General features: G+C 61.6%; 19 protein-coding genes. 9 read left to right on the top strand and 10 right to left on the bottom strand.

Going from position 1 to position 21,204, the window contains the following annotated elements:
* Window positions 1–61: 61 nt before the first annotated feature.
* The 4 genes from CGA21_RS03645 to CGA21_RS03630 all read right to left on the bottom strand — a co-directional run bounded on the left by CGA21_RS03645 (window position 62) and on the right by CGA21_RS03630 (window position 2,631).
* Complete coding sequence (locus CGA21_RS03645) at window positions 62–490, bottom strand: hypothetical protein (protein WP_188263555.1); 429 nt, start codon at window positions 488–490, stop codon at window positions 62–64.
* A 138-nt stretch (window positions 491–628) separates the two neighbouring features.
* Complete coding sequence (locus tag CGA21_RS03640; protein WP_188263554.1) at window positions 629–1,042, bottom strand: VOC family protein; 414 nt, start codon at window positions 1,040–1,042, stop codon at window positions 629–631.
* A 91-nt stretch (window positions 1,043–1,133) separates the two neighbouring features.
* Window positions 1,134–1,793: a TetR/AcrR family transcriptional regulator gene (locus CGA21_RS03635; protein ID WP_188263553.1), complete on the bottom strand. Its 660-nt coding sequence runs from the start codon at window positions 1,791–1,793 to the stop codon at window positions 1,134–1,136.
* Window positions 1,780–2,631 carry a 3-hydroxybutyryl-CoA dehydrogenase gene (locus CGA21_RS03630; protein ID WP_188263552.1) on the bottom strand — a complete coding sequence of 284 codons (852 nt, stop codon included), beginning with the start codon at window positions 2,629–2,631 and terminating at the stop codon, window positions 1,780–1,782. Before CGA21_RS03630 ends, CGA21_RS03635 begins: the two co-directional genes overlap by 14 nt.
* A gap of 165 nt (window positions 2,632–2,796) precedes the next feature.
* Here CGA21_RS03630 and CGA21_RS03625 point away from each other — a divergent pair, with 165 nt between their 5' ends.
* The 3 genes from CGA21_RS03625 to CGA21_RS03615 all read left to right on the top strand — a co-directional run bounded on the left by CGA21_RS03625 (window position 2,797) and on the right by CGA21_RS03615 (window position 6,983).
* Window positions 2,797–3,804 (top strand): AraC family transcriptional regulator, encoded by a 1,008-nt coding sequence (locus CGA21_RS03625; protein WP_188263551.1) that lies wholly within the window; start codon window positions 2,797–2,799, stop codon window positions 3,802–3,804.
* Between the two features lie 109 nt (window positions 3,805–3,913).
* On the top strand, window positions 3,914–5,041 hold the full coding sequence (locus CGA21_RS03620; protein WP_188263550.1) for a hypothetical protein: 1,128 nt from the start codon (window positions 3,914–3,916) through the stop codon (window positions 5,039–5,041).
* Between the two features lie 127 nt (window positions 5,042–5,168).
* Window positions 5,169–6,983, top strand: coding sequence for an ABC transporter ATP-binding protein (locus CGA21_RS03615; RefSeq protein ID WP_188263549.1), 1,815 nt, complete (start codon window positions 5,169–5,171; stop codon window positions 6,981–6,983).
* Between the two features lie 3 nt (window positions 6,984–6,986).
* Here the strand turns inward: CGA21_RS03615 and CGA21_RS03610 are convergent, their stop codons facing one another.
* The 3 genes from CGA21_RS03610 to CGA21_RS03600 all read right to left on the bottom strand — a co-directional run bounded on the left by CGA21_RS03610 (window position 6,987) and on the right by CGA21_RS03600 (window position 10,434).
* On the bottom strand, window positions 6,987–7,940 hold the full coding sequence (locus CGA21_RS03610) for an alpha/beta hydrolase (RefSeq protein WP_188263548.1): 954 nt from the start codon (window positions 7,938–7,940) through the stop codon (window positions 6,987–6,989).
* Window positions 7,941–8,113: 173 nt separating this feature from the next.
* Window positions 8,114–9,115, bottom strand: a complete 1,002-nt coding sequence (locus CGA21_RS03605; protein ID WP_188263547.1) for an NAD(P)H-quinone oxidoreductase — start codon at window positions 9,113–9,115, stop codon at window positions 8,114–8,116.
* A 104-nt stretch (window positions 9,116–9,219) separates the two neighbouring features.
* Window positions 9,220–10,434 (bottom strand): YbfB/YjiJ family MFS transporter, encoded by a 1,215-nt coding sequence (locus tag CGA21_RS03600; protein WP_188263546.1) that lies wholly within the window; start codon window positions 10,432–10,434, stop codon window positions 9,220–9,222.
* 113 nt (window positions 10,435–10,547) lie between these two features.
* On the opposite strand from CGA21_RS03600, the gene CGA21_RS03595 reads away from it, so the two are divergent.
* The gene (locus CGA21_RS03595) at window positions 10,548–11,420 is read left to right on the top strand and encodes a LysR family transcriptional regulator (RefSeq protein WP_188263545.1); all 873 of its coding nucleotides are present in this window, start codon (window positions 10,548–10,550) and stop codon (window positions 11,418–11,420) included.
* A 115-nt stretch (window positions 11,421–11,535) separates the two neighbouring features.
* Here CGA21_RS03595 and CGA21_RS03590 read toward each other — a convergent pair whose 3' ends face one another.
* A complete protein-coding gene (locus tag CGA21_RS03590) occupies window positions 11,536–12,258 on the bottom strand; it encodes a pirin family protein (RefSeq protein ID WP_188263544.1) in 723 nt (240 codons plus the stop codon).
* Window positions 12,259–12,440: 182 nt separating this feature from the next.
* Between CGA21_RS03590 and CGA21_RS03585 the strand changes: the two genes are divergently transcribed.
* Window positions 12,441–13,391 (top strand): GlxA family transcriptional regulator, encoded by a 951-nt coding sequence (locus tag CGA21_RS03585; protein WP_188263543.1) that lies wholly within the window; start codon window positions 12,441–12,443, stop codon window positions 13,389–13,391.
* 160 nt (window positions 13,392–13,551) lie between these two features.
* Window positions 13,552–15,045, top strand: coding sequence for an ATP-binding protein (locus tag CGA21_RS03580; RefSeq protein ID WP_188263542.1), 1,494 nt, complete (start codon window positions 13,552–13,554; stop codon window positions 15,043–15,045).
* On the opposite strand, the gene CGA21_RS03575 is transcribed toward CGA21_RS03580, so the two are convergent.
* Entirely contained in the window at window positions 15,010–17,814 is a 2,805-nt protein-coding gene (locus CGA21_RS03575) for an ATP-binding protein (RefSeq protein WP_188263541.1), read from the bottom strand. The two genes, CGA21_RS03580 and CGA21_RS03575, sit on opposite strands and share 36 nt — an antisense overlap.
* A 289-nt stretch (window positions 17,815–18,103) precedes the next feature.
* Here CGA21_RS03575 and CGA21_RS03570 point away from each other — a divergent pair, with 289 nt between their 5' ends.
* Both CGA21_RS03570 and CGA21_RS03565 read left to right on the top strand, forming a co-directional pair.
* Entirely contained in the window at window positions 18,104–18,679 is a 576-nt protein-coding gene (locus CGA21_RS03570) for a flavodoxin family protein (RefSeq protein ID WP_110753740.1), read from the top strand.
* Window positions 18,680–18,711: 32 nt separating this feature from the next.
* Window positions 18,712–19,536, top strand: coding sequence for an alpha/beta fold hydrolase (locus CGA21_RS03565; protein ID WP_110753738.1), 825 nt, complete (start codon window positions 18,712–18,714; stop codon window positions 19,534–19,536).
* Here CGA21_RS03565 and CGA21_RS03560 read toward each other — a convergent pair.
* Window positions 19,526–20,008, bottom strand: a complete 483-nt coding sequence (locus tag CGA21_RS03560) for a helix-turn-helix domain-containing protein (protein WP_110753736.1) — start codon at window positions 20,006–20,008, stop codon at window positions 19,526–19,528. The genes CGA21_RS03565 and CGA21_RS03560 overlap by 11 nt on opposite strands.
* A 157-nt stretch (window positions 20,009–20,165) precedes the next feature.
* Between CGA21_RS03560 and CGA21_RS03555 the strand changes: the two genes are divergently transcribed.
* Complete coding sequence (locus tag CGA21_RS03555) at window positions 20,166–21,086, top strand: LysR family transcriptional regulator (protein ID WP_020800188.1); 921 nt, start codon at window positions 20,166–20,168, stop codon at window positions 21,084–21,086.
* Window positions 21,087–21,204 lie beyond the last annotated feature (118 nt).

The raw sequence follows: 21,204 nt of genomic DNA, 5'->3' as shown, positions 1-21,204 counted from the left end.
GCCGCTGGCTCGCGGGGAAACTGCGCCCCGCGTTGTCAATTTCAGCGAAAAAACCTGCTGTTTACTTGTACTTGATCACGATCCCTTTGAGTTTGCGGCCGTTGACGGTCTCCACATCGCGAGCCCATAGCGGCCCGTTGAGATAGGCACCTACCGGCTGGATATGGTCATAGACCACCACCACGGCATCGCCACCGAGCTTGGCGGCTTCTTCGCGCAGTTTCTGCTCGACCTCGGTAATGGGCGGGGCAGGGTCAACACTGGCGTCGATCAATATTTCGCCTAGCCGAACATGCGGGCGCAAAGGCTCGGAGCGCAATACGACGACTTCACTGGGCAGTGTCGGTGCGGGATGTTCCACGCCAACGTAGGCGGTGGTCTGGGCATCGACGGTCGCGCAACCGCTGAGTGCCAGCAGGGTGGCGGCGAGCCCTCCTGCCAGCAGCGACAGTTTGAGACGGGTGGACCATGACGGGTCATGGGTGTGCATGGTGGTTTCCTCCGAAGGGCCGCTGCCACACGGGTAGCTTGTTGACGGTAGCAGACGGCCCGGGAGTTGCCAGAGTGCCCGACCGTTCCAGGCCGGAGTTGCTTGAAGACTTGAACAGCGTTGCTGCGCACGATGCTGTTACTGGTCCTTTTCGCAGTTGATCATCCACGACACGCCAAAGCGATCGACCAACATGCCAAAACGCGCGGCCCAGAAGGTGGCCTCGAGCGGCATTTGCACCTGGCCACCTTCGGACAGGGCTGAAAACACCTGTTCCGCCTCCTGGATGCTGTCGACATTCAGCGAAATCGAACAACCGCTCATCTCATCGGTGGGGCGATCGGGGGTGGTGTCCGAGCCCATGATCGCCTGGTCTCCCACGGCCAGCCGGGTGTGGATGATCAGGTTGTGCAGATCCTTGGGGACGTGCTCGGCGGCAGGTGTTTCGCCGAAGGTCAGCATGGCTTCGAGCTGGCCCTTGAGGCTTTCGGCATAGAAGGTGAATGCGGCTTTGCAGTCGCCGTTGAAGATCAGGTAGGGATTGATTTTCATGATTGCGCTCCCGGTCAGTGGAAGGTACACATCGAATTGGACGCTGGGTGCAAGCGCGAATTCCGATGGCATCGACTGGGCAAGCAAAGCGCTAAAACGCGGAGGCAGCCTGGGTATTTTTAGATATTTTCTCGATAGGGCGCGCCAGGCTTATAGCCTCGCTCGTGCGCCGCGGCGCGAGCACGCGCTCGATGGCACCGCCGACCAGGTTCTCCAGCAGTTCATCGTGCTCGCTTTCGTCCAGCGAATGGGCGGTCAGCCAGCTGGGTGCGCTGTTAAGCAGGGCGGCGATGGCATGGCCGGCCGCCAGGAGACCTGATTCACTGAACCTCGAACGAGCGCCGAGCAGGACCATCAACTGGCGCTCGTATTGCTCGCGCAATTTTTGCACCCGAGCCTGCTGCTCTTCGTTCAGGCAACTGCTGTCGCGCTCCACCAGGCGATAATGCCAGGGCAAGTCGCGATGTAAATTCACGTGCGCGCGAATCAGGCTGTTGAGTCGGTCGCGCTTGGCCGGCGCCTGTTGCTTGATGCGCCCCAGCGTGGCCAGCAGCTCTTCGTAGAACTCTTCGATCAAATCCAGCAGCAGGTGCTGTTTGCTCGGGTAATGGTGATACAGCGAGCCCGGGGAAAGCCCCAGGCACGTCGCGAGCTCGCGCATGCCCACCTGACCGAAACCCTTGCTGGCGAACAGCTCCAGTACCTTGTCCCGGTATTCGGCGAAACGCGAGCAACGCTCAGGCATAGGCATGGAAGCCGCGCCCCGTCTTGCGTCCCAGGTAACCGGCGGCGACCATTTCCTTGAGCAATGGCGCCGGGCGGTATTTGCTGTCGTTGAAGCCCTCGTAGAAGGCTTGCATGATCGCCAGCAGCGTATCCAGGCCGATCAGGTCCGCCAGGGCCAGCGGGCCGATAGGCTGGTTGCAACCCAGGCGCATGCCGGCGTCGATGTCCTCGGCGCTGGCCAGGCCTTCCTGCAGTACCAGGATCGCTTCGTTGATCATCGGCACCAGGATCCGGTTGACCACGAACCCCGGGCGGTTGCCGGCGGTGATTGCGGTTTTGCCCAGGCGGGTCGCCATGTCCAGCGCCAGGGCATGGGTGGCATCGCTGGTTTGCAGGCCGCGAATGACTTCGATCAGGCCCATCACCGGCACCGGGTTGAAGAAGTGCAGGCCGATGAAGCGTTCAGGCTGGATGACACTGGCCGCCAGCTGGGTGATCGACAGCGACGACGTATTGGAGGCGATCACGCACTCGGCGCTGACCTGCGCGGCAATCTGTTGCAGCACCCGCAGTTTCAGGTCGAGGTTCTCGGTGGCAGCTTCGATCACCAGTTGCGCATCGTGCAGGCTGCTGTAGTCGGTGCTGGTGCGGATCTTGTCGAGGACGGCGTTTTTTTGCTCGACGCTCAGGGTTTGCTTGGCGACTTGCCGGTCAAGGTTCTTGCCGACGGTGGCGAGGGCTTTTTGCAAGGCAACCTCGCTGATGTCCAGCAGGGTCACGTTGAAACCGGCCAGGGCGCAGACTTGAGCGATACCATTGCCCATGGTGCCGGCGCCGATCACGCCAATGTTTTGCAGATTCATGTTGCCGTCCTTTCGATAAACCTTGCGATACCTTGGCCGTCGTGATGGCCGAAAGCGTACTATTGCCGCGAGTCTAGAGCCGGCGCAGTGGTTGGCCTATGCCGAAACTGTTCAACGGCACTGATGTTTTTTGCCATTTCGGGTGATGGGGAGCGAAGCGTTCGCATGCGGGAAAAGGACTCGGTAGCCGCCTACTTCGTGCAGGCGATGATCCACGGGCTGGGGGACGATCCACAGCGAGTTCGGGCTGTGCTGGAACAGGCCGGTATCGATCCGGCGCTGATGCAGGACCCCACCTCGCGGGTGTCAGCCAATGCCTTTGCGGCGTTGTGGCTGATTCAGATCCGCGGGCTGAATGACGAGTTCTTCGGGCTCGACTCCCATGGCATGCCGCCGGGCGCATTCGCCCTGATTTGCCGCGCCTTGATCCAGGAGCCCGATCTGCACAAGGCCATGCGCCAGTGCCTGGCCAACTTCGCCCTGTTCCTGCGGGATTTTCGCGGCACGCTGACCGTGCGCGGCAAGCGGGCGGTCATCAGTCTGGACAGCCAGGCGGCCAACGAACACGTCAGCCGATTCGGCGAAGAGACGTTCCTGGTGTTGATGATCAGCCTGCTCTGCTGGCTGGGTGGGAGGCGCATCCCGATCGACCGCGCGGACTTTCGCCATGCGCGCCTGTCACTCAGCGATGACCGTTTGCTCTGGGGGCCGAACCTGACCTTTGGCGCCGAGCGCACCGAAATCGAGTTCGCCAGTCATTACCTGCGCCTGCCGGTGGTCCAGGACCTGGCGTCGCTCAAAGTGTTCCTGCGCACCGCGCCACAATGGCTGGTGATCCGCTTTCGCAACCAGCACGGCCTGGCGTCGCAGGTACACCAGCGCTTGCGCAACAGCCATTACAGCCAATGGCCGACCCTGCAGGCCTTTGCCCTCGAACAGCACCTGAGCCCCAGCACCTTTCGCCGAAAACTCGAACGCGAAGGCTGCTCCTATCAGGAGATCAAGGACGAGGTGCGACGCGCGGTGGCGTTCGAACAGTTGCGCGGGAGCCAGGCCAGTATCGGCGATATCGCCGAACAACTGGGTTTCCAGGAGCCAAGTGCATTTCACCGGGCGTTCAAGAAGTGGACAGGAGAGAGCCCGGGGCGGTATCGGGCGCGGTTTCAGGAGTAGAGTCGAAACGTCTGTCAGACATGCCTGATTTTACCCCGGGGGCGGGGCCGAGTCCGTTGCAGGTTGTAAAGTGTGGCTCCATGGAATTAAAAAAATGGAGTCAGACGAAGTGAGCCAGATCGAAAATATCGAAACCGAATCGTCACGCTCGGCACCCAACCGCTATGCCCAGTTGAGCGGGAGTCTTAAATGGCTCAACGATCGTGCCTGGCCATTGAGCGTCGGTATTCTGCTCACGGCCGGGCTTTACCTGTATCAGTACATTCTGGAAGAACAAATACCGTTGAGCATTACATCTTCGGCGGTCCTGGCTGCGCTACCGGCGATGTCGGCGATTCTTGTATTTATCATCTCTGTATTGGTTGCCTTTATCCTCTCGCCGATCTTCGTACTGTTTCATCGATTGAACGCTTCGGATAAGCGCCTCAGCGACGATTTCAGTTTCGAGCAGAGGAGCGCGGAGCAACGCGCGCGCCATTTGCGGCTCTTGGGACGCTGGGGCGGTGGCCTGTTGATCCTCGGGGTATTTTGCGGGCTGCTCACGGGTGTTGGCTTTCAGGTCACGGGTAATGTGTTTTGGACATGCGCGGCGATATCGGGCGCCGGCCTGACAATTTTTGTTTACTACCGATTCATCACGCTCGGTGTGGAAGGCTCGGTATCCACTGACTTTCGTATGGCCTGCGTGATGTCTGCATTTGTGCAGATTGGCGTGATTCTGAACGTCACCATTGTGGTAATGGAAATTGCGGGTCGTTACGTCAGTAGCCTGTGGTGGCTATTGCTTCTGGTGCCAGGCGAGTTGCTGTTCTTAGGGTTGATCCAGCTACTCGGCGCGCTGTTCGTGGTGAAAATGCGCGGCCATGAGCATCCTGTGGCCTTTGTAGCGATAGGGGTGATGGTAATGGTCGTTGTATTGGGGCTGTATCCAGCATCGAGTGCCAAACTGGGCGGGTTTGCGTTGCAGGTATCGTCCTCCGGGGCACGCAATTGCGCCGTACTGGGCCTCGGCCCGGAGAGCAAAGGCCTTGAGGCAATCATGGACCCGGACAGGCCTGGATTCAGTCGCCCGTTTCGCATACTCGCCGAGGCGGATGGCATCTACTTTGTACGGCCCTGGAAGACAGACTCCAAATTCATTCAGTTTGTGCCTCGTGCCAGCCTGACCAGCATTGATGCATGCCCGCTAGACCGCAAATCCGCCAGGCAAGCTGCCCGAGAAAGTTTGCCGAACTGAAGCCGGGTCCCTCATATCCTCTCCAGATCGAGATATTGGATGAAGCGGTGCGCGGTTGTGAACAGGGCTGTAGCGCGGTTAAGAACCATGGCGCATCATCGTCCTTTTTTCTGCGAACTTAACCTTTATGCATGCGGCCTTGAACCGCCTTACCTCGCTTCTCGACCAGGCACGCCGTGCCTTGCTCCTTGTCTGGGGCACATCCCGGGGGCTGTTTCTGGGGCTGGTGCTGGCAACGCTGGTTGCCGGTGTACTTCCGGCGCTGGCGGCATGGCTGGGCCAGCGGATTGTCGACGCCGTGGTCTTCGCCATGCAATTGCACGCGCAGCAGGGCAGTGCGCCGTTGTGGCCGGTGCTGCGCTACGTGTTGTTGGAAGCGGGTGTGCTGGCCTTGCTGTCCGCCACCCAGCGGGCGCTGTCGGTACAGCAGTCGCTGTTGCGGGTGCAGCTGGGGCAGAAGGTCAACACCATGATTCTGGAAAAGGCCCAGACGTTATCGCTGGTGCAATTCGAGAATTCGGAGTTCTACGACAAGCTGGTGCGGGTTCGGCGCGAAGCCTCGACCCGGCCGTTGGCGTTGGTGATGAAGTCGCTGGGGCTGATCCAGAACCTGATCGTGCTGATCAGCTTCGGTGTGTTGCTGGTGCATTTTTCGCCTTGGGCCCTGGTGTTGCTGGTGGTCGGTGCGTTGCCGGTATTTTTTGCCGAGGCGCACTTTTCCGGCGATGCCTTTCGCCTGTTTACCCGCCGCGCACCGGAGAGCCGGCAGCAGAACTACATCGAGACGTTGCTTTCCCATGAGGGCTACATCAAGGAGGTCAAGCTGTTCGGGTTCGCGCCGCTGCTGTTGCAGCGTTACCGCGACACCTTTGCCAGGCTCTACGCCGAGGACCGGCGGCTGACCCTGCGTCGCGATGGCTGGGGATTTGCCCTCGGCCTGCTGGGCACCGCGGCGTTCTACCTGGCCTATGCCTGGGTGGTAGTCGATGCGGTCCACGGCAGTATCAGCCTCGGCCAGATGACCATGTACCTGGTGTTGTTCAAACAGGGACAGGCGGCGGTGAGCAGCAGCCTGAGCGCCATCAGTGGTTTGTACGAGGATGGCCTCTACCTGTCGAGCCTCTACGAATACCTGGCCGAACCCGTGGTTGCCGACACCGGTCATCTGACCGTGGGCGCGGTGCCTGGCGATGGCCTGCGCTTCGAGAACGTCGGTTTCCGTTACCCGGGGGCCAGTCGCGCCGCGCTGACCGGCATCGACCTGCACCTGGTGCCGGGGCACAGTGTGGCGCTGGTGGGGGAGAACGGTTCGGGCAAGACCACGCTGATCAAGCTGTTGACCCGGCTGTATCGGCCCGATCAAGGCCGCATCCTGCTGGACGGCAGCGATCTGCAGGCCTGGGAGGAAGACGCGCTCCGCCGGCGGATTGGGGTGATCTTCCAGGACTACATCCGCTACCAGTTTTCCGTCGGCGAGAACATCGGCGTGGGCGATACGCTGGCGTTCAAGGATGAGCAGCGCTGGCAGCAAGCCGCCGCCGAAGGCATGGCCGCGCCGTTCATCGAGCGCCTCGATCGCGGCTACGCCACGCAGTTGGGGCGCTGGTTTGCCGGAGGGCTGGAGCTGTCTGGCGGGCAGTGGCAGAAAATCGCCCTGTCGCGCGCCTACATGCGCCGCGATGCCGATATCCTGATCCTCGACGAGCCGACCTCGGCACTCGACCCGGCGGCGGAAGCGGCGGTGTTCGAGCATTTCAGCCAGCACACCCAAGGTCGCATGACCCTGCTGATCTCCCACCGTTTTTCCAGCGTGCGCAACGCCGATCACATCATCGTGCTGGATCAGGGCAGCATCCTCGAACGGGGTGATCATGCCACGCTGGTCACGGCCGGAGGGCGTTACGCGCAGCTGTTCGATCTGCAGGCCCGGGGTTATCGATAACACTCAGGAATCCTCGGCACCCCGTGAACCCTTAGCCCCGGCTATCTGCGGTTTTGCCCGCATCAGGCCTTCGAGTGCCTGGCGATACTGGCTGCCGCCCAGGCTCATGCTGTTGTTGTGCGTGCCGCCGGGTATCAGCAACAAGCGCTTGGGTTCATTGGCCGCATTGAACAACTGCTGACTGAAGCGTGACGGCATGAACTGATCGGCCAGACCATGGACCACCAGCAACGGCATGTCGATGTCGACGATCTTGTCGATGGAGTCGAACTTCTGCGACAGCAACCAGCGCACCGGCAACCAGCTCACCGGCAGGTTGTTGCCCGCGACTTCAGTGACGGCATCGCCCAGTGAGGTGAAGGTGGATTCGATCACCAGGCCGCGCACCGGGACCGGGCGTTTTGCCTTTTTCGCCTGGGCGGTCAGGTCCGCCGCCAGGTCGATGGCCACCGCGCCACCCAGGGAGTGTCCGTAGATCAAGCGCTTGCTGGCATCCGGTTGCATCGCGGTGAAACGATCCCAGGCGGCCCGGGCATCTTCGTAAACGCTGGCTTCCGACGGCAGGTCACCCTGGCTCTGTCCGAATCCGCGATAGTCGATCGCCAGCACCGAGTAGCCCATGGCTCGCAACTGCTCGATGCGAAAGGCCTGGCCGGTCAGGTTCCAGCGTACGCCGTGCAGGTAGAGAATCGATGGCGCGTCACGGCGTGCGGCCGGCCACCACCAGGCATGCAGGTTTTGCCCGGCCTTGAACCCGACGGGCTTGATGTCGAACTCCTGTACGTCCCCAGGCAAACCGCGATACCAGCCGGCCGTGCCCGGTTCAATGCGAAACAGCAGCTCGCGCTCTTTGTACTTGAGTGCGCCGCAACCCACGGGCAGGCCGACGACCAGCGCAGCCATGCACAGCAGCGGCAGCCAGCGCAGGCGCAGACGAGTGAGAAGGGCAGTGGCCATCGGGTGGTTCACCGGTATGGACATGAAGTGCGCGTTTTAACAGATGCGCGCGCGGGGTGGGGAAAAATGCGACTTGTGGGAGCGGGCTTGCTCCAGGCGGCGCTGCGACGAAGGCGATGGCACAGTTGACATTGATGCTGTCTGACACACCGCCATCGCCAGCAAGCCGACTCCTACAGGTCCACGCGCAGCACGATTTTGCCGATGTGGTCGCCGGCTTCCATCCGCGTATGGGCCTGCGCCGCCTCGGTGAGCGGATAAACCTGGTCGATCATCGGCAGGCAGCGCCCGGCCGCCAGCACCGGCCAAACGTATTCGCGCAACTGTTCGGCGATCGAGGCTTTTTCTTCCCGGGTGCGCGAACGCAACAGCGAACCGGTGACCACGGCGCGCTTGGCCATGATCGCCAGCAAATCGACGTCCTTGCCGAAGGCACCGCCGAGGAAGCCCAGCATCACCAGTCGACCTTCCATGCCCAATGCCGCGATATTCTGGTTCAGGTACGAGCCGCCCATGATGTCGAGGATGACATTGACGCCTTTGCCGGCGGTTTTTTGCGCAATGACCTGGACGAAGTCCTGATCGCGATAGTTGATCGCCTCGGCGCCCAATTGGCGGATTACCGCACACTTTTCCTCACTGCCCGCCGTGGCGAATGCCTTGATGCCGAATTCGCGGCACAACATCAGCGCGGTGGTGCCGATGCCGCTGGTGCCGCCGTGGATCAACGCGCGCTGGCCCTTGCTGGCGCCGCCCATGTCGAACAGATTGGCCCACACCGTAAAGAAGGTCTCCGGGACCGCCGCCGCTTGCACCCAGTCCATGCCTTCGGGTATCGGCAGGGCCTGGCTGGCCGGGACCACGCAGTACTGCGCATAGCCGCCGCCATTGGTCAGTGCACAGACCTTGTCGCCGACGATAAAATCACTGACTTGCGCGCCAACGGCGACCACTTCACCGGCCACTTCCAGTCCCGGGATCGGGTTCATGCCGGGTTTCATCGGGTACTTGCCGGCGCGCTGGATCACGTCGGGGCGATTGACCCCGGCGGCGTGCACGCGGATCAGCACTTCACCGACGCCCGCCGTGGGCAAGGGTACCTGGCGCGGTTGCAGGACTTCGGGGCCACCCGGTTGGGTGATTTCAATCAAGGTCATGTCTTTAGGCAAATTCATTGCATATACCTGTGTGGAAAATCAAAAGATCGCAGCCTGCGGCAGCTCCTACATGGGAATGCAGACATCTGTAGGAGCTGCCGCAGGCTGCGATCTTTTGACCTTCATGGGCAACTGGCCTGAACAACAGGGTCAGGTCGATTCATCAAGCGCACCGCCAACTCCAGCAACAACGCCATCACAATGGCTCCGGCCGCAATCTCGAACATCAGCCCATGATGGCCGCCGCTGGCATTGAACAGGGCCGAATACGCGAAACCGGAAATGGCCTGGAAGGTGGCGAAGGACACAGTGGCGCGACTCCAGACCACCTGTTGCTGATGATGCCCAGGGACCAGTTCGTGAACCCGTGCCAGTGCCAGCGGCACGATGCCCGGTGGGAACGATCCGAGGATCAGCGCCAGCACGGCCAACGAGGCGAAGGCGCCGGATACCGACAGCGCAGCCACGGCAATCGCCTGCACCAGCAACACCAGGCGGATACTGCGCTTGGCGCCCAACTGATCCGCAAGAAAACCATAGCTCACCGGCCCGACAATCGCGCCGAGGCCGTACATCACCCAGATCAGTGCGCCGACATGTTGCCCGGCGCCGAGGCCGCGAGCCACGTAATCCACCAGGAACACCATGGCCGGCACCAGCCCCGCCGCCATGAGTGCGTATTGGGCAAACAGCAGGTAGACACCCGGGTGGGTGCGGGTCGGCGCGCCATGGTGCGTCTCTGTCGTCATTGCCTGGTGTGCGACCGCCGGCCAGCCAAACCAGCTGATGGCGGTCAGGATCAGTGCCAGCAAACCGAGGCCGAGCCAGGTTTGCTGCAGGCCCAGGCTCAGCAACGGCGGAACGATCGTTCCCGAACCGGCAATGCCCAGCCCTATGCCGAGAAAGATCGCGCCACTGGCCAAGCCTCGGCGCGAGGCGGGCACATGGGGCAACACCGTGGCCGCCACCAGCACCATGATCGCGCCGCCGGCGACACCCGAGAGTAAACGCCAGCCGAAAAACCAGCTCACCGACAAGGGGAACGCACAGGCGAAGAACGACAGGGTGACCGCCAGCATCATCAGCCGCAGTGCGCTTTTGTTGGACGTGCGACGTGCCAGCGGCTGGCCGACCAGTGCACCGACCAGGTAGCCCACCAGGTTGGCGGCGCCGAGGTACACCACGTCGCTGGCGGAAAACCAATGGGCCTGGATCAGCGAGGGAATCAACGGCGTATAGGCAAACCGCGCCAGGCCAATGCTGACCAGGCTGGCGCACAGGCCGGCAACGATCGGTAGCCAGAATGCGTTACGTGGGGTGTTCGTGGGAGTGAGCATGAGCGCTCTCCTGCAGATTTTTTACTGGTGATCAGCTTAACCAACTTCTGTGATGCACTAATGCAGCGATTTCGCGCTATGGTGATGCGTAAATGCATCTGATGGAGGACCTGATGAATTGGGATGACGCACGGGTGTTTCTCGCGGTCTGCCGCGAATCAACACTGCGCGGTGCCGCGCGGGTATTGGGTGTCGATCAGGCCACGGTGGGACGGCGCATCACTGCGCTGGAAAAATCATTGAGCGCCACGTTGTTCCTGCGCACCAGCGACGGGTACGCGCTGACAGCCGTGGGCGAAGCGGCGATGCGCGCGGTTGAGAAAATGGAGCATTCGGCTCTGGAACTGCAGCGGCGCATCCAGGGCCTCGACGACCGGTTGACGGGCATCGTGCGGGTGACTACGACCGACTCTCTGGCCATCGACTTCCTGATCCCGGCCGTCGCTCGCTTGCATCAACGTCACCCCGACGTGCGGGTGCAACTGGACGCCTCGACACAAATCCTCAGCCTGGCCAAGCGCGAAGCCGACATTGCCGTGCGCAATACCCGGCCGGACAACCCGGACCTCATAGCCCGGCGAATCGCCCGTTGGCCGGTGGGCCTGTTCGCCTCGCAAGCCTACGTGGACGCCCACGGCATACCCGAGCCGGGCTCGGCGTTCGATGGGCATGATCTGGTGGTGTATCAACCGTACCTGCAGGCCGGCAAGGACATGACACTGGTCAACGAACCCGTGGTGCGCGGGCGGATCGCCGCGAGCTTGAATTCCAGCCTGATGGTGCGGCATTCGATTGCCGCGGGGATCGGGATCGGGGAAATTTCGGTGTACCTGGGAGAGAAGGATGGATTGGTCCGGCTGTGGCCGGAGCGCACGCGCACGTTACCGTATGACGTGTGGCTGGTGACCCACGCGGACCTTCGGCATACCGCGAGGGTCCGTGCGGTGATTGATGAGATTGTCGAAGGTTTTTCCGGGACCTTGTAGGAGCGAGCATGCTCGCGATGGACGTTAACGATGACGCTATAAACCTGACACCCCGTGGCGTGCTCAGGTTTTTCGTCGGAACGCCACCCGGAGCATGGTCGCTCCTACAGGTTTATTACGGCATTTCTGGCAGTTCTTGCGGCCGCAGATCGAACACCAGCACCTCGGCATCCACCCCATTGCTCAGGGTCAGCAACTGTTCTTCGCGAACCCGCACACCGTCGCCTGCCTGCATCGGCACGCCGTTGAGTTCGACGTGACCGCGCGCCACATGCACGTAGGCGTAGCGATTGGCGGCCAGTTCCAGGGTCGCAGTTTCCTTGCCATCGATCAGGCCGGCATACACTCGCGCATCCTGACGCACTTTCAGTGAGCCCTTGGCGCCATCGGGGGAGATGATCAATTGCAGGCGACCGCGCTTCTTCTGCGTGCTGAAGTGTTCTTGCTGATAGCGCGGTTTGGCTCCGCTGACGTCCGGGACGATCCAGATTTGCAGGAAGTGCACGGGGCGCGAGTCCGAGTGGTTGTACTCACTGTGCGCCACGCCGCTGCCGGCACTCATCAACTGTACGTCGCCGGGACGGATCACCGAGCCAGTGCCCAAGGTATCCTTGTGTTCCAGCGCACCCTCGAGCACATAGGAGAAAATCTCCATGTCGCGGTGCGGATGCTGGCCGAAACCCTTGCCGGCTGCCACGCGGTCATCGTTGATTACCAGCAGGTCGGAAAAACCCTGTTCCTTCGGGTTGCGATAACTGGCGAAGGAAAAGGTATGGAACGACTTCAGCCAACCGTGATTGGCCAGGCCACGATCCGATGCTTTGCGAAGGGTCAGCATGATGAAATCTCCTGTGGGGACGTCAATTCGTCCGAGTGAGGAGAAGGTTAATATTTATCGATTGATGCAATAAGTAGCTGAAAATTGAAATACTGTCTCTTTCAAGTTGACAATAATGCGTCTGAGGGCCCGCTCCCACAAGTGCGCAGTACATATCCTTTTTTTCCAGTGATGTTGAACCCATGAAAACTGTCGCAATGGTGCTGTTTCCCGACTTTCTCCTGCTCGATATGGCCGGGCCCATGGAGGTGTTTTCCATTGCCAATCGTTACTTGAAACCCGATGACCACTATGTACTGACGACCCTTGGCACCGAGCCCGGCGCCTTGAGGGCGTCAAATGGCGTGAAGGTGCAGGCAGACCTGCCTGTCGACCAGGCCTGTGATGGCTTTGATTTGCTGCTGGTGCCCGGTGGGCCTGGTGCCTACAACGAAAAACATCCGCCCTTGCTCGAGTGGCTCAAGCACAACGTCAGTCGATCGAAAACCTATGGTTCGATCTGTACCGGGGCGTTTGTGCTGGGTCACGCCTGTTTGCTCGACGGCTATCGCGTGACCACCCACTGGCATTACACCGACCGGTTGATCAAGGCGTTTCCCCAGGCCACGGTCGAGACCGACCAGATTTATGTCCAGGACCGCAACCTCATCACTTCCGGCGGCGTCACCGCCGGCATTGACCTGGCGCTGGCGGTGGTCGCCCAAGACCATGGCAAGAAGGTTGCCCAGGACGTGGCCAAGGTGTTGTTGGTGGTCATGAAGCGCCAGGGTGGCCAGGCGCAGTTCAGCCCGTTGATGGCGGCAGTGGCTGCGCACGAAACGGCGATTACCCGGGTGCAGAACCATGTGCTCGAACATCTGGACGAAACCTTCAGCATTGAACGCATGGCCGGCCTGGCGAATATGAGCCCGCGGCATTTCGCCAGGGTCTTCGCCCGGGAAGTGAGCATGACACCCATGGAGTTTCTGCAAAGCGCACGTATCGACTGCGCCAGGAGCCTGCTGGAATCCGGTGACTTGCCGCTCAAGACCGTAGCGTTCAAAAGTGGATTCGGCAGCGTGCGGCACATGCGTTTCCTGTTCAGTGAAAAGCTTGGCCTGACCCCGACCCAGTATCGTGAGCAATTCAGCTAGCCCTTGTCCGTCGTGCGCACCCTAATGGCCGTGACGCTCCCCCCGTGGCTGTTGTACCGTCACCCGGGCCTGCCAAGATACCGCTGAGCTCATTGCAATGAAGGCACGCAGCGCCTGGAAGGTTCTGCGTGCCGAGCAGTTTTCCAGCGGGTGACAATGTATGAACAGCCTTACAAATGTAACCAGCGACGCGGTGCTGCACTTCGGTCCCTACGCATTCCACCTCCAGCAGCGACTGGTCCTGGAAGGTGATCAGCCGTTGCGCCTGGGCGGGCGCGCGTTGGATATCCTGCAGGTGCTGGTCGAGCGTGCAGGTTCGGTGGTCAGCAAAGACGAGCTGATTGCCCGGGTCTGGCCAAGGTCGGTGGTCGAGGAAATCAACTTGCGCGTGCACATTGCGGCGCTGCGTCGGGTCTTTCGTGACGGACAGGGCGGGCACGACGGGCAATGCTACATCGCCACTATTCCTGAGCGTGGCTACAGCTTTGTCGCGCCAGTGCGACAGGCGCTGGAGGTGACTCCATGGCCCTGCGACGCCTTTGCGAGCCCGGCGCACAATTTGCCGGCACGGCTTACGCCCATTACTGGTCGCGACGCAGTTGTCGGCAGTCTGGTGCGCCAGTTGCCGGTGCGCCGTTGCATGACACTGGTCGGGCCCTGTGGCATCGGCAAGACCACCGTTGCGCTGCGTGTCGCTGAATTGCTGTTGCAGCACTATCGCGATGGCGTGTGGCGGGTGGATCTGGCGCTGATCGATGACCCGGCGCAACTGGTCGAGCATCTGACGCGCACTTTGCCGCTGGGCATCGGAGCGGACGTGGACGCGCTGGGGCGCTGGCATGCATTGCTGGTCCTGGACAATTGCGAACACCTGCTGGAAGGCTGCCGGACGCTGGTCGAGGCGTTGCTGACGTCGGCACCTCGCCTGTCGATCCTGGTCACCAGTCGTGAACCGCTGCGGGTCACCGAGGAAGTGCTCCTGCCTTTACCGCCACTGTTGGTACCCCCCGCGTCGGCATTGTGCAGTCTCGATGAGGTCATGAGTTATTCGGCGGTGCAGCTGTTCGTCAGCCGCGCCCGAGCTCGCCAGCAAGGATTTGCCCTGCGCGAGCAGGACCTCAAGGCCGTGCGCGAAATCTGTCGGCGACTCGATGGTTTGCCCTTGGCCATCGAGCTTGCCGCCGCGCAGATCGATGCACTGGCGCTGGTGGGACTGCAGGCGCAACTGGATAACTGTTTTCAGATGCTGACCCAGGGGCGACGCACGGCAGTCCCGCGGCACCAGACCCTGAAAGCGGCCCTGGACTGGAGCTATGAGCGGCTGGCACCGATGGAGCAAACCGTGTTGCAGCGTCTGGCAGTGTTCAAGTCGGCGTTTACTAATGACGCGGCGCTGGAGGTGATCAGTTGCGCAATGCTGCCGCCGTCGAGTCTGGCCAGCACCATGGAGAGCCTGGCGCTCAAATCGCTGGTGTCGGTGGAGCAAGTCCGCGGTGTGACCCGTTATCGCTTGCTCAATACGACCCGCTGCTATGCCCTGGAAAAACTCGAACAGAGCGGGGCCTTGCGCACCTACGAAATGCGCTACGCCGGCTACGTCAGTCACAGCCGCCGACCTTCAGCCAGGCCCATGGCCCTGCAACTCTGCGAGTAACCGTTGTACAGCGACCAGGTCCGGGGTGGCATGGCCTTCGGTAAACCGCTGGTAGACCGGCGACAGCAACTCCCGGGCTTGTCGGTAGCGGCCCTGGCGTTGCCAAAGCCGCGCCAGCGAGGTGGCGCTACGCAGCTCCCAGGCCAGGGCACCCTGGGCTTTTGCTATGTTGAGTGCCTTGATCAACAGGGTCTCGGCGGTACAGTTTTTCACCGGGCAATCGGCCGCCAGCAGCGCATTGGCCCTGGCCCGCAGAATCTCCGCGGTGCTCCAGCCTGCCGCGCCGGTTTCGGCGCGTTGCAGTAAATCGTCATCGACCAGGCCGCTGTCGAGGGTGACCATGATTTCCTTGATCAAACCCGCACCCGGACGAGGTGACGCCTGGGCGTCGGCACTGTCGATGACCTGCGCATAGTGTCGAGCCCAGGTATGGAACAGCAGCACCGAGTGCTTCTGCGCTTGCTCCAGCAGCAGGCGCAAGAGTTCGCGAGCGGTTTGCCTGTCGCCGTTGTAATGGGCGATCAGGCAGCCCGACAGGGCCAGGGTGTAGCAGATCGATGTGCCATGGTTGATCTGCAGCGCAACGTCCAGCGCCTGCCGGGCCGTACGCCAGGCTTGCTCGGGGTGGCCTTGAATCCAGAGGATGCGAGCCAGGATGGTCAGGGCGGCGACGCTCTGGTCGTATTGCACGCCAAACCCATGGGTGAAGCGATTGAGATGACCGCTGTGGGCCATGCGCTGGATCACCTCTTCGGCGTTCATCCGCGCCCGTTGCTGGTCGCCGGCAAAGTGCAGGGTCAGCACGCGCAGGCGATGGGTGCTCAAGGACAGTGCGGCGTCATTGTGCAGCCCCAGTCGGTCGAATTGCTCGCTCTGTTCCAGGGCCATTTGATAGTGGCCGCAACTGAGGTTGACGGCCAGGTGCCCGGAAATGGCGCGCAACTGACCGGCCACATCGTTGCAGTGAATGGCCAGGGCCCGTGCGCTGACGAAGGCTTCGACGGTTTGCGCAGTGCCGCCCTGGGTGTGATAACTGGTACTGCCCAAAGCCAGTTTCAGCAGCATTTTCAAGCGCGGACAGGGCTCGGGTGCTGCGTCGAGGAGCATCAGGGCCTTGCGCACATAACCGCCGTACTCGTTCAGTAGCGACAGTTCCTGCCACAGTGGCGTGGATATCGCGGTCAGGCGGATCGCCAACGCATGCGGGCCTGGCGCAGACAGCCCCCAGTCGAGCGCCGCGCGCAGGTCTTCGAGGCTGCGGGCATACCGTTCGATCCATTGCCCGGTGGGAATATGCTCCCAGTCCTTTTGCGCCTGCTGCATCAGTACCAGGCATCTCTGGGCGTGACGGTCGCGGGTAGCGGGCAATTCAGCGCACTGTTCGAGTTTTTCCAGGGCATAACTGCGGGTGGTGTCGAGCAGGCGGTAGAAAACCGCTTCGTCACCGACGTCCACGTTCAACAGCGACTTGGCCACCAATTGCGTGATCGAGCCAAACACCTCGCTCGGTTCAATGTGTTCACCCACGATCACCGCCGCCGCCGATTCCAGGGTAAAGCCACCGCGGAAGATGCCGAGTCGACGCAGGCAGGTTTGTTCGCAGGCATTGAGCAGGTTGAAGCTCCAGTCCAGCGTCGTGCGCAGGGTCTGGTGCCGGCCCAGGGTCGTCGGGTTGCTGTGGGTCAGTCGGCCAAAGCTTTGCTGCAACTGCGTCAGCAAACCCTGCAGGCCAAGGTTCGCGACCTGCGCGGCCGCCAGTTCCAGGGCCAGCGGAATGCCGTCCAGGCGCCGGCAGATATCGATCACCAGCGGCAATTGGGTGTCGGTCAGTTCAAAGCTGTCGTGGTTGGCCATGGCCCGCTCGACAAACAGCTGCACTGCGGAAAAACCCAGCGCTTGGGTGTGGTCCAGCACGGCAATGGGCGGAGGGCAGTCCAGTGATTCCAGGCGCTGCACGTATTCGCCTTCGGCTCGCAGGCTCTCGCGGCTGGTGGCCAGGATATGCACCTGCGGCGCGCCACGCAGCAGGCTTTCACACAGCAATGCCAGGCTGTCGACCAAGTGTTCGCAGTTGTCGATGACCAGTAACATATGCCGTTCGCGCAGGAACGTGGCGAGGCTGTTCATCGGTTCACTGTCGTGCAGGGACAGTTCCAGCACTGCCGCCAGGTGACCGCAGACCATCGCTGGATCGTTGATCGGTGCCAGGTCCAGCAGGCGGATGCCGTCTCGGTAATGGCCGATCAGTTGCTCGGCAACGCGCAGCGCGACCGTGGTCTTGCCGATACCGCCGGGGCCGACGAGGGTGATGAAACGCTGGCGTGGCAGCTGCGCCACCAGGTTGTCGACCAGCACCTGACGACCGATCAGACGGGTGCTGCGCAAGGGCAGGTTGTGGCCACCCAATTTCCCGGCGTCGCTGTGTAGGCCTTGCCCGCTGTGCTCAAGCGCGCACGGCGCCACAAAGCTGTAGCCACGCTGGGCCACGGTGACAATGTAGCGCTGGCCGGCCTGACCGTCGCCAAGGGCTTTGCGCAAGGCTGCCATGTGCACCCGCAGGTTGATCTCTTCCACCACGCTGTCGGGCCAGACTTGCGCCATCAAGTCCTGCTTGCTGACAACCTTCCCGGCGTGCTCCAGCAGGATCAACAGGATGTCCATGGCACGTCGGCCCAGGCGCAGGGGCCGTTCGGATTCCATCGCCAGACGTTGTCCGGGGTAGATCCTGTAGGGGCCGAAATGCACAGCCTGTTCGGGGGCGAGGGTCAACGGTTCACTCCTGTATGCATGCGTCTGGGACGCGCTTTTCGAGCATATTCCTCAGGTTTTTGCCGCCTTGCAATGCGCTGCGCGAGTGACTGTTGCTCAAACGCATTGAATGTCGTGTATCAGGTAATGGCGGGCGGTCCCGTGAACATTGGTCGAAGATGCATTAAACCGGGTCGCCGGGGCTTTTGGCGTGCCTGGGAAAATTAACAACGTTTAACTCGTCGTGCGTCCGGTCTACGCCAAGACTGCGAACCCTAAATGGATTCTACATGTCTGGAGGACGCCAGAGATGAGCAGCGTGGTGGTGGTCTATCACAGCGGTTACGGGCACACCCGGGTCATGGCCGAAGCCGTGGCCCAGGGTGTGCAACGGCACGTGGGTAGCACCTGCCGACTCATTGCCGTCGAAGACGTGGGCGAACACTGGGCGTGTTTGCACCACGCCGACGCGATCATTTTCGGTGCCCCGACCTACATGGGCAGCGCTTCGGCAGCCTTCAAGGCCTTCATGGAGGCTACGGCGGCGTTTTACCTGGCGCAACCCTGGCGCGACAAGCTGGCTGCCGGCTTCACCAATTCCGGCTGCCTGTGCGGCGACAAACTCAACACCCTGCTGCAGATGGCGGTTTTCGCGGCCCAGCATTCGATGATCTGGGTCGGCCTCGACCTGCTGCCCGCGCGCTCCGCCACGGGCGAATTCGACGGCCAGATGAACCGGCTGGGCAGTTCGTTGGGCGCCATGGCCCAGTCGAATGTCGAACAGTCCCCCGACCTCGCACCGCCCGCCGAGGACCGCTGCACCGCGGCACACCTGGGCGAGCGCGTGGCGCGGCTGGCCGAGCGAATGCGCCGCACATCCGATTGATTGACCTCAACCCCACGTAAGGAGCACACCCCATGAGTACGTTCACCACCCGCGACGGCACCGAGATCTATTTCAAGGATTGGGGGAGCGGTCAGCCGATCGTCTTCAGCCACGGTTGGCCACTCAATGCCGACAGTTGGGAATCGCAGATGTTGTTCCTGGCCACCCAGGGCTACCGCGTCATTGCCCACGACCGCCGTGGACATGGCCGTTCCAGCCAGCCATGGTTCGGCAACGACATGGACACCTACGCCGATGACCTGGCGCAATTGATCGAACACCTGGACTTGCACAACGTCGTGCTGTTCGGCTTCTCCACCGGTGGCGGTGAAGTGGCGCGCTACATCGGTCGTCACGGTACCGGGCGGGTGGCCAAGGCCGGGCTGATTTCCTCCGTGCCACCGCTGATGCTCAAGACCGACGCCAATCCCGGCGGCCTGCCGATCGAAGTGTTCGACGGCATTCGCCAGGCTTCGCTGGTGAACCGCTCGCAGCTGTACAAGGACCTCGCCAGCGGCCCGTTCTTCGGTTTTAACCAGCCCGGCGCCACACCGTCCCAGGGCATGATCGACTGGTTCTGGATGCAGGGCATGACCGCCGGCCACAAGAACGCCTACGACTGCATCAAGGCATTCTCGGAAACCGATTTTACCGAAGACCTGAAGAAATTCGACGTGCCGACGCTGGTGGTGCACGGCGACGCCGACCAGGTGGTGCCGATCGAGGCCGCGGGTATCGCGTCGGCAGGATTGGTGAAAGATTCGCAGCTGTTGGTCTACCCTGGCGCGCCCCATGGCCTGACAGACACCCACAAGGATCAGCTCAACGCCGATCTGCTGGCATTCCTCAAGGGTTGATGTATGCCGGCGATGGCGTTCGCGAAGTCGCCATCGCCGGCTCTTGCAGGGATGTGTGCGCGGGTGAGGCGGGAAGGGCGCGTACTGTGCGGCAACGCCAGGCAAACGGATTGATGCCTTCACTGCGGGTGAACATGTGGCAGAAATGCGCCTGGTCGCAGAAGCCGCATTCGAGGCTGATTTGCGTCAGGCTCAGGTCAGTGTGCTGGATCAGCAGCTTGGCCCGGGCGATGCGTTGTTGGCGGATCCATTCCTGGGGTGAGCAACCGGTGCTGCACTTGAACGCCCGGGAAAAATGACTGCGCGACAGCGAACAGGCCTGGGCCAGCTCGGTCACTTGCAGGGTTTCTCCGAGGCGCTCGAGGATCAGTCGTTTGACCAACCGCTCGCGCTGCGGACTGAGGCCGCTGGTGCTTTTGCCTTGTGTGTGTGCGACTGCCGCGCGGGCGGCGCTTTGCTGCAACTGAGCCATGGCGAATGTCCGTGTCGGTAGGCTTCATTCTTGAACTCCAGGGCTCTGGCTTGCGAGTTAAACGTTGTTAATTCCTCGTCCATGGCGGGCACTCTTGCGTAAAGTCAGACACAATCGCTGCCTCGCGCCTGGCTCAACACAAAAAGGAACCGTGCCTATGAACCGTAACGATCTGCGCCGCGTCGACATGAACCTGTTGGTGATTTTCGAAGCCTTGATGTTCGAGAAGAACCTGACCCGCGTCGCGGAAAAACTGTTCATGGGCCAGCCTGCCGTGAGCGCGGCGCTGGGACGCTTGCGCGATCTGTTCGATGACCCTTTGCTGTTGCGCAACGGTAGAAGCATGGAGCCGACGGCGCGGGCATTGGCGATTCTCAAGGAACTGCAACCGGCGATGGATACCATTTCCGGCGCGGTCAGTCGTGCCAAGGAGTTCGATCCGGCGACCAGTTGCGATGTGTTTCGCATTGGCCTGTCGGACGATGCCGAGTTCGGGTTGTTCCCGCCACTGCTGAGCAAGCTGCAGGAAGAAGCACCGGGCATTGTCGTGGTGGTACGCCGGGCCAATTACCTGCTGATGCCGGCCTTGCTGGCGTCGGGGGAAATTTCCGTGGGCGTCAGCTACACCACCGAGTTGCCGGCCAATGCCAAGCGCAAGAAACTGCGCGATATTCCCTGCAAAGTGCTGCGCGGTGACAAGCGACCAGGAACGCTGACCCTGGATGAGTATTGTGCGCGTCCCCATGCGATGGTCTCGTTTTCCGGAGACCTGAGCGGCAATATCGATCTGGATCTGGCGAAGGTGGGTCGCACCCGCCGTGTGGTGCTGGGGGTTCCGCAGTTCAGTGGTTTGCGCGCGTTGCTCGCCGGGACCGAGATGATTGCCACGGTGCCCGATTATGCAGCGTGTGCGTTGGTGGAGGGGTGTGGCTTGCGCGCTGAAGATCCGCCGTTCGAGATTGCCGCGGCGCAGTTGTCTATGGCGTGGAGTGGGGTGCATGACAATGATCCGGCGGAGCGCTGGTTGCGGTCGCGCATCAGTCAGTTCATGTCTGAGCCTTTGGCTGTTCTGGCTTGACCTTGGCGGCCTGGTAGCCGACCAGGTTGCTGGTTGTTTGAGTACATATCCGTTGCTGCGGTAACGGCGGCTTATGGTTTCGCCCTTACGGCGAGACCCTAGATCAAGATCAAGATCA

It is taken from the genome of Pseudomonas sp. PSB11 (assembly GCF_014596605.1).
GTDB lineage: Bacteria > Pseudomonadota > Gammaproteobacteria > Pseudomonadales > Pseudomonadaceae > Aquipseudomonas > Aquipseudomonas umsongensis.
This window is presented reverse-complemented; position numbering and strand designations above follow the sequence as displayed.